Source organism: Sandaracinus amylolyticus (assembly GCF_000737325.1).
Classification (GTDB): domain Bacteria; phylum Myxococcota_A; class Polyangia; order Polyangiales; family Sandaracinaceae; genus Sandaracinus; species Sandaracinus amylolyticus.
On record NZ_CP011125.1, the window covers coordinates 920,615 to 935,957 of the forward strand.

General features: G+C 72.4%; 13 protein-coding genes. 9 read left to right on the forward strand and 4 right to left on the reverse strand.

Translation table 11 applies throughout. The features are described 5' to 3' along the window. Positions 1-13 precede the first annotated feature (13 nt). The gene (locus DB32_RS03670) at positions 14-3,763 is read left to right on the forward strand and encodes a serine/threonine-protein kinase (protein ID WP_053231027.1); all 3,750 of its coding nucleotides are present in this window, start codon (positions 14-16) and stop codon (positions 3,761-3,763) included. On the opposite strand, the gene DB32_RS03675 is transcribed toward DB32_RS03670, so the two are convergent. Continuing rightward, positions 3,764-4,795 carry a hypothetical protein gene (locus tag DB32_RS03675; RefSeq protein ID WP_053231028.1) on the reverse strand — a complete coding sequence of 344 codons (1,032 nt, stop codon included), beginning with the start codon at positions 4,793-4,795 and terminating at the stop codon, positions 3,764-3,766. 58 nt (positions 4,796-4,853) lie between these two features. Continuing rightward, positions 4,854-5,468 (reverse strand): DUF938 domain-containing protein, encoded by a 615-nt coding sequence (locus DB32_RS03680; protein ID WP_053231029.1) that lies wholly within the window; start codon positions 5,466-5,468, stop codon positions 4,854-4,856. 29 nt (positions 5,469-5,497) lie between these two features. Here DB32_RS03680 and DB32_RS03685 point away from each other — a divergent pair, with 29 nt between their 5' ends. Genes DB32_RS03685 through DB32_RS03695 form a run of 3 tightly spaced genes read left to right on the forward strand, consistent with a single transcriptional unit; the run spans position 5,498 to position 7,918 of the window. Then, the gene (locus tag DB32_RS03685) at positions 5,498-6,688 is read left to right on the forward strand and encodes a hypothetical protein (protein WP_053231030.1); all 1,191 of its coding nucleotides are present in this window, start codon (positions 5,498-5,500) and stop codon (positions 6,686-6,688) included. A 19-nt stretch (positions 6,689-6,707) separates the two neighbouring features. After that, positions 6,708-7,535, forward strand: coding sequence for an SDR family oxidoreductase (locus DB32_RS03690; RefSeq protein ID WP_053231031.1), 828 nt, complete (start codon positions 6,708-6,710; stop codon positions 7,533-7,535). Between the two features lie 8 nt (positions 7,536-7,543). Then, complete coding sequence (locus tag DB32_RS03695) at positions 7,544-7,918, forward strand: immunity 22 family protein (protein ID WP_053231032.1); 375 nt, start codon at positions 7,544-7,546, stop codon at positions 7,916-7,918. Positions 7,919-8,301: 383 nt separating this feature from the next. On the opposite strand, the gene DB32_RS03700 is transcribed toward DB32_RS03695, so the two are convergent. Then, complete coding sequence (locus DB32_RS03700; protein ID WP_053231033.1) at positions 8,302-9,741, reverse strand: circularly permuted type 2 ATP-grasp protein; 1,440 nt, start codon at positions 9,739-9,741, stop codon at positions 8,302-8,304. A gap of 78 nt (positions 9,742-9,819) precedes the next feature. Continuing rightward, positions 9,820-10,212 carry a DUF4234 domain-containing protein gene (locus DB32_RS03705; protein ID WP_053231034.1) on the reverse strand — a complete coding sequence of 131 codons (393 nt, stop codon included), beginning with the start codon at positions 10,210-10,212 and terminating at the stop codon, positions 9,820-9,822. A gap of 183 nt (positions 10,213-10,395) precedes the next feature. On the opposite strand from DB32_RS03705, the gene atpD reads away from it, so the two are divergent. The 5 genes from atpD to DB32_RS03730 all read left to right on the forward strand — a co-directional run bounded on the left by atpD (position 10,396) and on the right by DB32_RS03730 (position 15,298). Continuing rightward, the gene (atpD, locus tag DB32_RS03710) at positions 10,396-11,835 is read left to right on the forward strand and encodes a F0F1 ATP synthase subunit beta (protein ID WP_053231035.1); all 1,440 of its coding nucleotides are present in this window, start codon (positions 10,396-10,398) and stop codon (positions 11,833-11,835) included. Between the two features lie 147 nt (positions 11,836-11,982). Continuing rightward, positions 11,983-12,384 (forward strand): ATP synthase F1 subunit epsilon, encoded by a 402-nt coding sequence (gene atpC / locus DB32_RS03715; protein WP_053231036.1) that lies wholly within the window; start codon positions 11,983-11,985, stop codon positions 12,382-12,384. 241 nt (positions 12,385-12,625) lie between these two features. Further along, positions 12,626-13,555, forward strand: coding sequence for a SphA family protein (locus tag DB32_RS03720; protein WP_053231037.1), 930 nt, complete (start codon positions 12,626-12,628; stop codon positions 13,553-13,555). Positions 13,556-13,663: 108 nt separating this feature from the next. Further along, positions 13,664-13,954, forward strand: coding sequence for a hypothetical protein (locus tag DB32_RS03725; RefSeq protein WP_169791325.1), 291 nt, complete (start codon positions 13,664-13,666; stop codon positions 13,952-13,954). Between the two features lie 60 nt (positions 13,955-14,014). After that, positions 14,015-15,298 (forward strand): hypothetical protein, encoded by a 1,284-nt coding sequence (locus DB32_RS03730; RefSeq protein ID WP_053231039.1) that lies wholly within the window; start codon positions 14,015-14,017, stop codon positions 15,296-15,298. The last annotated feature ends 45 nt before the right edge of the window (positions 15,299-15,343 follow it).

The window sequence follows — 15,343 nt, forward strand, 5'->3', positions numbered from 1 at the left end:
CGCTCCTCGTGGGATGGCGCGACGGTTCGCGGATCGGTTCGAGCTGATCGAGCGCGCCGGCGAGGGCGGCATGGGCGAGGTGTGGAAAGCCCTCGACCACGAGACCGGGAGCCTCGTCGCGCTGAAGCGACTGCGCGGCACCGGGCGCGAGCAGGCGCGCTTCGAGCGCGAGGCGCGGCTGCTCGAGCAGGTCCGCCATCCGGCGCTCGTCGCGCACGTCGCGCACGGGATCGACGACGGCCGGCCGTACCTCGCGATGTCGTGGATCGAGGGCGAGTCGCTCGCGGCACGGCTCGCGCGCGCGCCGCTCTCGCTGGGCGACACGCTGCAGCTCGCACGGCGTGTCGCGTCGGCGCTCGCGGCGCTCCACGCGGTCGGCGCGGTGCACCGCGACGTGAAGCCCGCGAACGTGATGCTGCCGCATGGCCGCGCGCAGGACGCGGTGCTGCTCGATCTCGGCATCGCGCGCGAGCGCGACGCGCCGCTCGTCACCGCGACGAACCTGATCCTCGGCACGATCGGCTATCTGTCGCCGGAGCAGGCGCGCTCCGAGCAGCACGTCGACGCGCGCGCCGACGTGTTCTCGCTCGGGTGCGTGCTCTTCGAGTGCGCGAGCGGCGAGCCGCTCTACGCCGCCGACAACGCGATCGCGATGCTCGCGCGCATGCTCGCGGAGACGCCGCGCCGCCTGCGCAGCGTGCGGCCCGAGGTGCCGGAGCCGCTCGACGACCTCGTCGCGTCGATGCTGGCGAGCGCGCCCGATGATCGACCCGCGGGCGGGGTGGCGGTGCTGCGCGCGCTCGACGAGATCGGGCCGCTCGATGCAGCCGTCGCGACGAGCCAGCCGCGCGCGCGGCCCGCGCTCTCGCGCAACGAGCAGCGCTTCTCGCTGGCCGCGTGGGTCGAGCTCGCGTCGCCGACGCCGCTGCGCGAGGGCGTCACGCTCGACGAGGTCGCGCTCGACGTCACGCTGCGCGACACCGCGTCGCGGCTGCGCGAGCTGGGCGCGGATCTCGTGCCGATCGGGCCGACGAGCGCGCTCGTGGTGGTCGAGCCGCGCGGGACCGTCGCCGATCAGGCGGAGCTCGCGGCGTCGGTGCTGTGCGATCTGTTGACGTCGCGTCCGTCGCTGCGCGCGGCGATGGCCGCGGGGCTCGCGACGACGAGCGCGGGCGTGCCGGCGGGCGAGGTGCTCGCGCGCGCGACGCGGCTCGCGCGCGGCACGAGCGCGGGGACGATCGCGCTCGACGACACGCTCGTCGAGCTGCTCGGCGCGCGCTTCGAGGTCGCGGGCCACGTGCTCGGACGCGCTCGGGAGCGCGCGGAGGCGACGCCGTTCATCGGTCGCGACAAGGAGCTCGCCACGATGGAGGCGATGCTCGCCGAGGTGATCGACGAGGGCGCGCCGCGCGGCGTGCTCGTCACCGCGGCGCCCGGCGTGGGCAAGTCGCGGCTCGGCCGCGAGCTCTCGACGCGGCTGCGGGCGCGTGGCGACGTGCGCGTGATCGAAGCGAGCGCGGAGGTGACGAGCGCGCGCTCGGTGAACGCGACGACGCGCGCGCTGGTGCGTGCCGCGGCCGGTCTGCCGCCCCACGCGCCGGGCGCACGCGTCGATCCGCGCGACGGCGATCGCCTCCGCGGATATCTGCGCTCGTTGCCGCTCGACGATGCGGAGCGCGTCGCGGATCTGCTGTGCGATCTGATCGGAGCACCGCCGCGCGCGCCCGGGATCGTGCTCGCGGCGGCGCGCGGCGACGCGGAGCTCACGTCGCGCTGGACGCGTCGGAGCGTGCGCGAGTGGCTCGCGGCCGAGTGCGCACGCGCCCCCGTGGTGCTCGTGATCGAGGATCTGCACTGGGCCGACGAGGTGACGCTCGGTCACCTCGGAGACGCGCTGCGCGCGCGGCCGCCGTGCCCGTTGCTCGTCGTCGCGCTCGCGCGCCCCGAGGTGCGCGATCACCTGCGCACGCCGTGGCCTCACACGACGCACCTCACGCTCAGCGAGCTCGGCGCGCGCGCGTCGGAGCGACTCGTGCGCGCGGCGCTCGGGCTCGAGACGTCGAACGAGACCATCTCGCGCATCGTGGAGCGCGCGGGGGGCAACCCGCTCTTCCTCGAGGAGCTCTCGCGGTTCGTGCGCGAGCGCCGCGCCGCGGCGGATCCGTCGGCGCCGAAGCGCAGGACGCTGCCGCCGACGGTCGCGGCGGTGCTGCACGCGCGTCTCGACGATCTGCCGGCCGATCGCCGCCGCGTGCTGCGCGCGGCGAGCGTGCTCGGCGATCGCTTCCTCGCCGAGGGTGTCGCGGCGATCACGGGCGAGAGCGTGACGATCGTCGAGCGCACGCTGCACGCGATCGCGTCGCGCGGGATGGTCGAGCGCACCGACGAGGGCTGGGCGTTCTCGCACGCGCTGGTGCGCGAGGCCGCGTACGCGACCATGTCGCCCGACGACGCGCCGACCGCGCACGCACGCGCCGCGGACTGGCTCGAGGGGCGCGGCGATCCCGATCCGCGCGAGATGCTCGCGCACGTCGAGCGCGCGAAGGACGCGGAGCGCGAGGCGCAGTGGCTCCTGCGCGCGACCGCGCGGGCGTGGGATGCGGGCGCGGATCGCGAGACGTTCGAGCTCGCCGCGCGAGGTCTGGCGCGCGCGACGACCGACGAGGAGCGCGGCGCGTACGAGGCGTGGACCGCGGTGTCGTGCTTGTGGCGCGGTGAGCTCGAGCGCGGGCTCGAGCACGCGCGTCGCGCGGTGTCGATCGTGCCGCTCTCGCACCCGATCGCGTCGCTCGCGGTGGGCAGCGCGGTGTACCTCGCGGGAGTGTCCGGGGATCTGCAGACCGTCGCGCTGATCACGCAGGCGTGGATCGCGCAGGGTGCGGTGCCGAGCGGCAGGCAGGGCGGCATCGCGCTGGTCGGCATCCTGATCGCGCTCGATCACGCCGGGGCGACCGACGTCGCGCGCGGCGTGCTCGAGCGCGCGATGGCGAGCGAGCGCGCGCACCCGGTGTGGACGCTGCTCGCGCGCTCGGCGATGGCGCACAGCCTCGACGGACAGCTCGGTGCGTCGCGCGCGCTCGCGCTCGAGGCGATCGAGCTCGCGACGCGGCAGGGCGACGACACCGCGGTGATCTTCGGGCACGGGTACGCGATCCCGTTCGTCGGCGCGTGCCGCTCGCGCGAGGCGCTCGCCGCGCTCGACGCGCTACACGAGGCGCAGGCGCACACCGCGATGCCGATCGCGCTCGCGTGGATCGATCTGTGGCGCGCGAGCGTGCGACAGCTCGTCGACGGGCACGCGCCGGAGCTCGAGGCGCACGCGCGGCAGCACGATCTCTCCCGCGCCGAGGCCGCGCGTTATCTGTTGATCCTCGGGCACGTGCTCGGTGATCGGCTCGACGCGGCGGAGGCGGAGATCGCGCGCGCGCCGTTCGTGACCGCGCGCTTCCGGCCGACGGCGATGGAGGCGCGGATCGCGCTGCGGCGCGGCGCGCCCGAGACCGCGCTCGCGCGGCTCGACGACGCGGCGCGCGAGGCGAGCGCGGTGACGTCGGTGTGGAGCTGGGAGTGGATCCACCTGACGCGCGCCGAGGCGCTGCTCGCGATGGGGCGCGACGACGAGGCGCGCATCGCTGCGCGCACCGGGCTCGAGCGGCTCGCGATCACGCTCGAGGGCGCCGATCCGTGGATGCGCGAGATCGTCGACGCGTCGTGCGTGCCGGTGATCGCGCTGCGCGAGATCGCGGCGCGCCTCGGCGGCTGATCAGCGCGGGAGCTGCAGCGACGCGCGGATGTCGCGCAGCTGCGCGTCGCCGCCGGCGACGAACGAGGGCGAGAACGGGCCCACCCACACGAGCTCGATCACCGCGCCGGACGCGATCAGCACGTCGTGGATCTCGATGACGTTCGGGTCGGCCTCGCGGCGACCGCGCACCTCGCAGTACGTGACGCCCGAGCCGGGCAGCACGTCGTCGCGACGCTCGGTCATCGTCAGACTCGCGCTCGTCTGGAGCAGCTCGCAGTACTGCGCGAGCGGCAGCGTCGCCGGCCGCGTGACGAGCACGAGCGTGCCGAGGCCGCGGATCGGCTCGGACGTGTAGCGCGCCGTCGTGCCGTGCTCCTCCTGGATCGTCTCGAGCGAGGGGGCGCCCGGCATCGCGAAGGAGAGGCCCGGCAGGAGCGCGACGTCGACGCGCGCGTCGACCGGCAGGAACCACGAAGGCGCTTCACCGAACGCGATGCTCTCGATCACGCGCGCCCCGAGCGCCTCGACCTGCGCCTCGGCGAGCCCGGCGCCGACGACGACGAGGCTCACCACCGCGCGGCCGTGGAGGAACACCGCGGCGCTCATCGCGCCGTCGCCCAGCGCGCGGCAGTCGGCGCCGACGAACAAGCGTCCCGCGTGGCCCTGGTGCTCGATCGTGCGCACCGGCCGCGGCGTGCACGCGCGCTGGGGATCGCGCGAGCGCTCGACCATCAGCGCGCCGACGCGATCGAGCGCCGCGGCCTCGAGCGCGGGCGTGACGACGCCGGTCAGCGCCTCGATCGAGACGACGAACGCGAGCGGCTCCTGTCCGACGACGTACTGCACGGTCTCGCCGTCCTCGCGCGTCGAGACCTGACGCGCCGGCGTGCCGGGCATGTCGATCGAGAAGCCGCCCTCGGGGATCGCGGCGCGCGCCCACGCGCTCTCGGGCAGGTTCACCGACGTGGTGCCCGATGGAGCGCTCTGCGCACCGCCGCAGCCGAGGGCCAGGAGAGCAGACAGACCGATCGCGCTGACGGTGCGGAGCATGCGCGCGTGCCGCTAACACGCGCCATCCCGCCGAGCAAACGAGCGCCCCGGCGTCGGCTCAGCCTCGCGATGCGCGCCGGAGCACGAGGATCCAGTTGTTCGCGGGCATCGCGATCCGCTGCTCCAGCGCGAGCCCGTGCTGCGCCGCGACGTCCTGCACCTGCTCGAGATCGCGCACGCCCCAGCGCGGATCGCGCGTCTTCAGCCACGCGTCGAACTCCTCGTTGCTCGGCGCGGTGTGCGCTCCGCCGATGCGATACGAGCCGTAGAGCACGAGCGGGGCCCCCTCGTGATCGAGCACGCGCGCCGCGCCGCGCATCAGCCCCGGCGTCGACTCCCACGGCGACGCGTGGATCATGTTGATGCACACGATCGCGTCGGCGCGCGTGATCGGCCACGCCTCTTCGCAGACGTCGAGCGCGATCGGCGCGCGGACGTTCGACGGGCGCGCGTCCGCGAGGCGCGCGGCGATGCTCGCGATCGCATCGGGATCCCGATCGCTCGGCTGCCACTCGAGCGCGGGCATCGCGTCCGCGAAGAACGTGACGTGCTCTCCCGTGCCCTCCGCGATCGTCAGCACCGTCCCGCGCTCGGGCAGCACGCGCCGCAGCACGTCGAGGATCGGCGCGCGATTGCGCAGCGCGGCCGGCGAAGTTCGCATCGGGTCCGACATGCGCGCGATCCCACCATAGACTGCGCCGCATGGCCATCGACGCCGACATCGAGAGCGCGCTCGCGCGCGTTCCCTGGAGCTCGCTCCAGCACTGCCGAGGCAGCGCGGAGGACGTGCCCGCGCTGGTGCGCACGATGCTGAGCGCGACCCGCGCGTCGGAGCGCACCGAGGCGCGCCGCGCGCTCGCCGAGCGCATCCAGCACCAGGGCAGCGTCGTCGAGGCGACGCCGCACGTCGCGGCGATCCTCACGCGCGCGCTGCGGGTCGCGCCGCCCGACGATCGCGCGCACCTCGCCGCGCTGATCGCGCAGCTCGCGTACGCAACGACGATGACCGAGGGCTCGGGCGCGCTCCTCTGGGCGAGCGACGCCGAGCGCCCGAAGCTCGAAGCGCAGCACCGCCGCGAGGTCGCGTGGGTGCGCGCGACGCGACGCGCGACCTGGGGCGCGCGCGACGCGCTGCTCGAGATGCTCGACGTCGAAGGCGACGAGGCGCTCCTCCTGAACGTGCCGTCGGCGCTCGTCGCGCTGATCGACGCAGCGGGCGACGATGCCCCCGAGGGCACCGATCTCGACGCGACCGCGCGCGAATTCGCGCTCGCGATCGCAGCCCGCGCGCGCAAGCCCGCGACCGAGAAGGCGCACGCCGGGCACGCGTTCGCGCTCGGTCACCTCGCGAAGCGCGTGCCCGAGCTCCTCCCCGCGCTTCGGGCCGCGCTCGATCGCGCGCCGTGGCCCGCGCGTGTCGCGTCGGCGATCGGCGTGCTGCGCGTCTCGCCCCACGACGAGCGCGCGACCGACGTGCTGATCGAGGCGCTGCGCCGCCGCGACGAGCACGAGACGTGGTTCGCTCATCCGTTCCCCTGGCGATCGGGGCACTTCCGCTTCTTCCTCATCGCGGTGCTCGCGGGCGATCGTGTCTCCGACGCGGGGTTCGAGCGCGCGCTGCCGGTGCTCGTCGACGTCGCGCGCCGCGACGCCTCGCAGTCGACGTTCGAGCAGGACGCGCTGCGCCCGCTCGAGCGCGCCCTCGAGGGCACGACGATCACGCCGCGCACCCGCCGCGCCGATCTCCCGCGCGCCGCGCTCGTGCTGCTCGACGCGCTCTACGACAACGCCGAGATGTGGTCGCAGAAGGACGGGAGCGTCGACGTCGCGCTCCGCCCGCTCGGCCTCGCCAACGACGTCGCGTCGTGGCGCGCGCTCCTCGAGCGCGCGTGATCGGGCATCATCGCGCCCGATGATCGTCCTCGTCACCGGGTGCCGCAGCGGGTTCGGCAAGCTCATCGCGATCGGCGCCGCGCGCGCCGGTCACACCGTCTACGCGGGCGTGCGCGATCCATCCGCGTCGCCCGAGCTCACCGAGGGCGCGCGCGGGCTCTCGGTGATCCCGATCGCGCTCGACGTCACCGACGCGGCCCAGCGCGAGGAAGCGATCGCGCGCATCGTGCGCGAGCAGGGTCGCCTCGACGCGCTGGTGAACAACGCCGGCGTCGGGCTCGCGGGCTTCCAGGAGCAGGTCGCGACCGACGAGCTGCAGCGCCTCTTCGAGGTGAACGTCGTCGCGCCGCACGCGCTCACGCGCCTCGCGCTGCCGCACCTCCGCGCGTCGAAGGGCATCGTGATCAACGTCTCGTCGATGGCGGGACGACAGGCGCTGCCCGGGCTCGGCGCATACGCCGCGTCGAAGTTCGCGCTCGAGGGCATGACCGAAGCGCTGCGCCACGAGATGCGCCCGTTCGGCGTGCGCGTCGTGCTCGTGGAGCCTGGTCCGTACCAAACGGACATCTTCGGGCGCAATCGATGGACCGCGCGCGCCGCGAGCGAGCCGGGCCCGTACCACGCGTTCCTGAAGCGCATGGAGTCGATGCTCGCGAGCGCCGAGCGCCGCATGGGCGATCCCCAGGAGGTCGCGGAGCTCGCGGTGCGCCTATTGAGCGATCCGCGTCCGCGTCTTCGCTACGCGCTCGGCCCGGGCGTGCGCGCGCGCCTGCTCGCGCGCAGCGCGCTGCCGTTCGAAGTGACCGAAGCGATCCTCGCCCGCGTCATCAACGTGCGCGCGGAGTGAGGCGACGGATGGCGCGCATGGAAGAAGACGAGACGCAGCTGAGCGTGTGGGTCGGCGCGCTGACTCGAGAGGAGCTCGACGCCTACCTCGCCGAGAACTACGAACGCGCCGACGACGAGCCCGTCAGCAAGTTCGCCGCAGACAACGGCGCGACCTGGATCGATCACGACTGGATCGAGGCCACGGCGTTCGACGCGCCCACGACGATCGAGGATCTCCTCCGCAACTCCTCGTACGCCGAAGAGTGGCTCGAAGCCGTCGTGGCGAACTGTGACTCGAGGCCCGTCTACACGTGCGCCATCATGCTCTTCCGGCACGTCGCGCCCGCAGGCCCTGCAGGTCCGATGACGTGCCTCGGCGCGTTCCGCTACGTCGACGACTGACGTTCCGCCACTCGAGACTCTCACGCGCGCGTTCTCCATTTCCGCGCGCAGCGCGCACACGCGCGAAGCGCGGTGCTATCCGCGAGCGTCCGGGGCGCGCGAATAGCGCGACTCGGTCGCGAGCCTCCTCACCCTCATCGAGCGAGACGGCAGACACGCGGTACCGGGCGCGGGGGGTGGGGTCGGCGCCTTCGCGCAGCGGGTCCGGTCGACGGAAACGCGAGAACGTCGGCGAGCGAGCAGAGCGCGCGAAGGCGCGCGCCGCGAGCGAAGCTCCGCTTCCCGAAGCTCTCAGCGCCACTGAGCGGCAGCCGCGAGTACCAAGGCGCCGAGCCCACCCCCCGCGCCTCTCGTCGAAGCGCCTCCGGGTTTGGCTCTCGCTCCTACTCCGCGAGCACCCACGTGTCCTTGCTGCCGCCGCCCTGCGAGCTGTTCACCACGAGCGAGCCGCGTCGCAGCGCGACGCGCGTGAGCCCGCCGGGCAGCACGTACACGTCCTCGCCGAACAAGATGTACGGGCGCAGATCGACGTGGCGTCCCTCGATGCGCGTGCCGCGCTCGTCGTGCACCAGCGTCGGCGCGCGCGAGAGCGCGAGCGTCGGCTGCGCGATGTAGTTGCGCGGCTCGGCGCGGATGCGCTCCGCGAACTTCGCGCGCTCCTCCGCGGTCGACGCGGGACCGATCAACATGCCGTACCCGCCCGACTCGTTCGCCGCCTTCACGACGAGCTCGTCGAGGTGCTCGAGCACGTACGCGCACTGGTCGGGCTCGCGGCACACCCAGGTCGGCACGTTCGGCAGGATCGCGTCCTCGCCCAGGTAGTAACGAATGATCTTCGGCACGTACGCGTAGACGACCTTGTCGTCCGCGATCCCCGTGCCCGGCGCGTTGCACAGCGCGACGTTGCCCTTCGCCCACGCGCCCACGATCCCCGGCACACCGAGCAGCGAGTCGGGGCGGAACGCCTGCGGATCGAGGAACGTGTCGTCGATGCGGCGATAGACGACGTCGACGCGCGAGAAGCCGCGCGTGGTCCGCATGTACACGCGGTCGTCGTCGACCACGAGATCGCTCCCCTGCACCAGCGGCACGCCCATCTGCTGCGCGAGGAACGAGTGCTCGAAGTACGCGCTGTTGTGGATGCCCGGCGTGAGCAGCACGACGTTCCGTCCGTCGCTCGGCGACATCGCCTCGAGCGTCGCGCGGAGGCGCCCCGGGTACTCGTCGACCGGGCGAACGCGCGAGGCCTCGAACACCTGGGGGAACACGCGCTTCATCAGCGCGCGGTTCTCGAGCACGTAGCTCACGCCGCTCGGGCACCGGAGGTTGTCCTCGAGCACGTGGAACGCGCCGCTCGCGTCGCGCACGAGATCGGTGCCGGTCACGTGGATCCACGTCCCGCGCGGCGGCGTGATCCCGCGGCACGCGGGGAGATAGCCCTTGCCGCTCTCGATGAGATCGCGCGGCACGATCCCGTCGGCGAGGATCTTCTGAGCGCCGTAGAGATCCGCGACGAACATGTTGAGCGCGCGGATGCGCTGCTCGAGCCCGCGCTCGACGAGCGTCCACGCGTCCGCGGTCACGATGCGCGGCACGACGTCGAAGGGGAAGATCTTCTCCGTTCCTTCTTCGTGCCCGTAGACCTGGAACGTGATCCCGAGCGTGAGCATCGACTTCTCGGCGGCGCGCTCGCGCCGCGCGATCTCCTCGACGCTCAGCTGCCCGAGCCGCTGCACGAAGGGCTCGCATCCCGGCCGCGGCACCCCGGGCGCCGTGAACATCTCGTCGTGGAACCCGCCGAGATCGTAGTCCGTCACGTCCATGTCGAGCGCCAGGATAGACGTGCGACCACGCGCTCGGAAAGCGCGAATTTCACGCGTTTCGCGCGTGTTTCGCGATCCTCAGAACGTCGACGGCGCCGGGCCCGCGCTGCCGAGCACGCGATCCGCGAGCTTGTTGATCTCGTCCTGCAGGATCATCGGCGCGATGAACGCGGTCACGCCGTTGAACACCGCGACCGCGTAGAGGATGACGAGCAGCGTCGACTTGTCCTCGTGCTGCATCCCGCGTGATCCGTACATCTCGTGCACGACCTGCGCGTTCCGGTAGGCGACGTAGACGACCCACAGACCACACGTCAGCAGCGTGAGGATCAGATCCATCGTCGGGTTCAGATCGTCGCGCCCCGAGACGCGCTTCAGCTCCTCGGTGGTCGAGTACTGCCACCACAGGTGATAGAGGCCGCACGTCACGAAGGTCAGGACGAGGACGATCCAGGGCTCGCGCTTGGTCATGGTCGTGCTCCTACCTACGCACGAGCAGCCCCGGGGCTGTCAGGCGCCCTTCGTTGACCCCACCCCCCCTGCATGCTAGACGCCGCGCGCCTCGCGCCGGAGGAGCCCATCCCTTCGTGCGCCGCGCCGCGGAAATTCGCGAGATTACGGGCCTCTCCAGAGGCCGGGAGAACCAGAGGAGTCATGGCCGAAGCTGCTTCCCAGGGTCGGATCACCCAGGTCATCGGCCCGGTGGTCGACGTCGAGTTCCCGCCTGGCGCGCTGCCGCCCGTGCTCACCGCGCTGCGCGTGACGAACAAGGGCATCAGCGACGAGGTCGACAACCTCGTCCTCGAGGTCGCGCAGCACCTCGGCGAAGGCACCGTCCGCTCGATCGCGATGGACACGACCGATGGTCTCGTCCGCGGTCAGCCCGTGAAGAACACCGGCAAGCCGATCCAGATGCCGGTCGGCCCCGAGTGCCTCGGCCGCATCCTCAACGTCGTCGGCGAGCCCGTCGACGGCGGCCCGAAGGTCACGGCGAAGCAGTACTCCTCGATCCACAAGCCCGCGCCGGCCTTCACCGAGCAGTCGACGAAGGTCGAGATCTTCGAGACGGGCATCAAGGTCATCGACCTGCTCGCTCCGTATCGCAAGGGCGGCAAGATCGGCCTCTTCGGCGGCGCCGGCGTCGGCAAGACCGTGCTCATCATGGAGCTCATCAACAACGTCGCGAAGGCGCACGGCGGTGTGTCGTGCTTCGCGGGCGTCGGTGAGCGCACCCGCGAGGGCACCGACCTCAAGATCGAGATGACCGAGTCGATGCTCGGCGACGGCGTCACGCCGGTCATCAGCAAGGCCGCGCTGATCTACGGCCAGATGAACGAGCCCCCCGGTGCGCGTGCGCGCGTCGCGCTCTCGGCGCTGACGGTCGCGGAGTACTTCCGCGACGAGCAGGGCCAGGACGTGCTGCTCTTCGTCGACAACATCTTCCGCTTCACGCAGGCGGGCTCCGAGGTGTCGGCGCTCCTCGGCCGCATCCCGAGCGCCGTCGGTTACCAGCCGACGCTCGCCACCGAGATGGGCGCGCTCCAGGAGCGCATCACGTCGACGAACAAGGGCTCGATCACCTCGGTGCAGGCGATCTACGTCCCCGCCGACGACCTCACGGACCCGGCGCCCGCGACGGCGTTCGCCCACCTCGACGCGACGACCGTTCTCTCGCGCGAGATCGCGGCGCTCGGCATCTACCCGGCCGTCGATCCGCTCGACTCGACGAGCACGATGCTCTCGCCCGGCATCATCGGCGACCGCCACTACAAGATCGCGCGTCAGGTCCAGCAGACGCTCCAGAAGTACAAGGATCTGCAGGACATCATCGCGATCCTCGGCATGGACGAGCTGAGCGAGGACGACCGCCTGACGGTCGACCGCGCCCGCAAGATCCAGCGCTTCCTGTCGCAGCCCTTCTTCGTCGCGCAGCAGTTCACCGGCTTCGAGGGCAAGTACGTCACGCTCGCGGAGTCGATGGCGGGCTTCGAGGAGATCCTCAGCGGCGCCCTCGATCACCTTCCCGAGCAGGCGTTCTACCTGAAGGGCAACATCGACGAGGTGAAGGCCGCCGCCGAGAAGATGCGGGAGTAACGGGAGGGGTCTTGGAAGACCCCTCCCCCCGTCCGGCAGAGCCGGCCGGGGCCCCCCACCCCAAACACCGCGCGCGGGGCCCCAGCCCCGCTTGCTCTCGCAAGGTGATGTTCGATGGCTGCGAACCCTGAGCTTCTCACTCTCGAGGTGGCCACGCCGCTCGGCCTCGTGCTCCGCACCGAGGCGGAGAGCGTGGCGGCGCCCAGCGTGCACGGCGAGTTCGGCGTGTTCGCGGGCCACCTCCCGCTGCTCGCCGCGCTCAAGCCGGGCGTCGTGAAGTATCGCGTCGCCGGCAAGGATCACGTCGCGGCGGTGGGCGCGGGCTTCGTCGAGGCCGGCCCCGACAAGGTGCTCCTCCTGTGCGACCTGTTCGCGCAGCCGAAGGAGATCGACACCGCGAAGGTGCAGAGCGAGCTCGAGGCGGCAGAGAAGGAGCTCGCGGGCTACGGCGAGCTCTACGAAGGTCCGCGCTACGAGGAGCTGCAGCGCCAGATCGACTGGTGCCTCGCGCGCCTCCAGGCGAAGGCCGACAACGGCTCGCACCCGTGATTCGCGGGAGGGGTCTTGGAAGACCCCTCCCCCCGACCGGCAAAGCCGGATCGGTCCCCCCTCCCCGAACGCTGCGCGCGGGGCCCCAGCCCCGCTTGCTCGTGCGCGGCGCTGGTGGAGCGCGGCGAAGAGAATCCGAAACGAGCCCCGTCGCGCAACAGCGTGGCGGGGCTCGTGACGTTCCGTCGCGTGTCCGCGATCGCGGCGTCCTCGAGGCACTCGCCTTGCGAGCTGCCCGCGCATGCGAGGCCTCTCGCGTGCGCTCCTCGTCGTCGCGACGCTGCTCACGAGCGCGCCCGCCGCGGCGCAGGATCTCGGTCATCGATTGATCGGGACGCAGGGCCTCCACGCGGGACGCCTTCGCGAGCCAGGGCTCTACGTCGCAGACCAGCTCGGCTACTACCACGCGGACACGCTGCGCGATCGCGAGGGCGCGGTCGTGCCGATCGAAGATCTGCGCGTGGACGCGCTCGCGAACGCGCTCGGCCTCTCGCTCGTCGTCGAGCTCCCCGACGAGCTGACGCACGTCGCGATCACGGCGGCGGTCCCGCTCGCTCGCGCGTCGCTCTCGGCGGACGTGCCCGAGGCGAGCCTCGACAACGCGGGCCTCGGTGACGTGTACGTGCAGCCGCTCTCGCTCGGATGGCGACTGCCGCACGTCGACGTCGTCACCGGGTATGCGCTGTACCTGCCGACCGGGCTCTTCCGCCTCGGCGAGGGCGGCATCAGCAGCGGGCACATCACGCACGAGCTCTCGCTCGGCACGACGATCTTCGCGGACGACGAGCGTCGCTACTTCGCGAGCGCGATGGCGAGCTACGACCTCCACCAGACGAAGAACGCCATCGACATCCGTCGCGGTGACACGCTCACGATCCAGGGCGGCATCGGCGCGACGCTCTTCGAGCTGGTCGACGTCGGCGTCGTCGGTGCCGCGCTCTGGCAGACGCGCGACGACGAGGGCGCCGACGTGCCGCTCGTGCTGCAGGGCGCGCGTGATCGCGTGCTCGCGCTCGGCGGAGAGATCAGCGTCGCGCTGCCGTCGATCCCAGGGCGCATCGGCGCGCGTTACGTCCACGAGCTCGACGTGAGGTCGCGCACCGAGGGTCAGGTGCTCGCGTTCCAGCTCGCGCTCGTCGCGTGGCGTCCAGAGCCGCGATCATCGCGGTGATCGCGCAGCGCGTCCGCGCGGCGTGCTCCCTCGCCGGCGAGCTTGGGACGCGAGATCGCGTCCGTACGTGAGCCTTGCTCCGGCACCCGGGGCGACAGGGGGACACACGTGGAGCGACGAACCTACGAACGGATGACGCAGGAGATCCGCGCGATCCACCGCGCGCTCACGGGCGAGGAGCTTCGCATCGACGAGGCCGCGCCCTCCGAGCGCGACGCGCCCTCCGAGGGCGAGCTCGCCGCGCGCTTCGCGGAGCTCGCGATCGCCGCGCGATCGATCCCGAGCATCGCGTTCGAGCTCTGGGCGCTCGGCCTCGACGAAGAGCATGCGCGCGCGACGCCGCGCCGAGCAGAGCGCGCGCTCGCGGATGCGTCGGCGCGCGCCGACGCGGAGGAGTAGCCCGCCCGACGATCTCACTCGGAAGTGGACTCGATCTTTTCGTTACAGGGGGAAGAAGCGATGACGACCGACAACGTGACCGAGCAGGAGCTGTCCCGTCTCAGCCAGATGATCGCGATGACGCAGCAGGCGATGGGACGCCGCCCGGCGATGACGGCGCCGATGATGATGGGCGGGCTCGCCGGCGGCGGCGCCCAGTGGTGGCAGCAGCAGCAGCACGAGGGAGCGTTCCAGCTCGGCGATCGCGTCGCGGAGCGCGTGCACGAGCGGATCCGCGAGGGCCTGCACACGCGGCTCTCGGAGGCGATCCACGAGCGCCTGCGGGAGCGGCTCCGCGAGCGCATCCGCGAGGGCGTGCGCGCGGCGATCGCGTCGGGCGCGATCACGAGCGGCATGGCCGCGCACCGCATCGTCGAGATGGTGCGCGATCGCATCGAGCAGTCGCTGCGCGACGACATCCGCGAGGAGCTCCGCGATCGCCTCGCGGAGGGCCTGCGCGAGCGCGTCGTGTACGCGATCCAGAGCCAGCTCGGCGAGGGCGGATACGTGATCGCCGAGCGCGTCGCGCAGGATCTCCGCGAGCGTCTGCGCGAGCGCGTGGTGCAGGAGCGTCTCGTCCCCGCGATCCGCGAGCGCATGCTCGAGGGCGTCGAGACGCGCATCGTCGACGGGATGCGCATCGCGCTGATGCAGAGCGAGGGCGCGTGGGGTGGCCCCGAGATGCTGCAGTCGCGCATCGCCGACGCGATCCACGAGCGCATCGCGCAGGGCATGCGGGAGCGCATCGAGGACGCACTGCGCACGCGCCTCGCGTCCACGCTGCGCGAGCGCGTCCAGGAGTCGGTCCGCAGCGCGATGACGATGACGAGCGCGCCGCAGCAGCTCGGCTACGCGCCGCAGCACGTCGGCTACGCGCCGCAGCACGTCGGCTATTCGCCGCAGCACGCGGGCTATGCGCCGCAGCAGATGAGCTTCGGCGCCCCCGGGAACGCGCAGATGGGCTTCGGGCCGACGTCGATGGGCAGCGGGTTCGCCGAGCGCATCGGCGAGCGCCTGCGCGAGCGCTTCGGTGACGAGATCGCGGAGCGCATCGCGGATCGCGCGCGCGAGCGCGTGATGGACGGCCTGCGCGAGCGGCTCGCGGAGACGATCCGCACCTGCATGCAGCAGGGCGAGATGGATCCCGAGCGCCTCGCGGACGTCGTGCGCGAGCGCGTCGGCGAGGTCGCGCGCGAGCGCGTCGCGATGGCGATCCGCGAGCGGCTCCGCGACGATCTCCGCGAGCGCGTCACCGAGACGGTGCGGAGCATGGCGCAGGAGCGCACGAGCTCGCAGCTCTCCTGAGCGCGCACGCGTCGACCGAGCGACGGCAGCCCACCCGGAGGACGA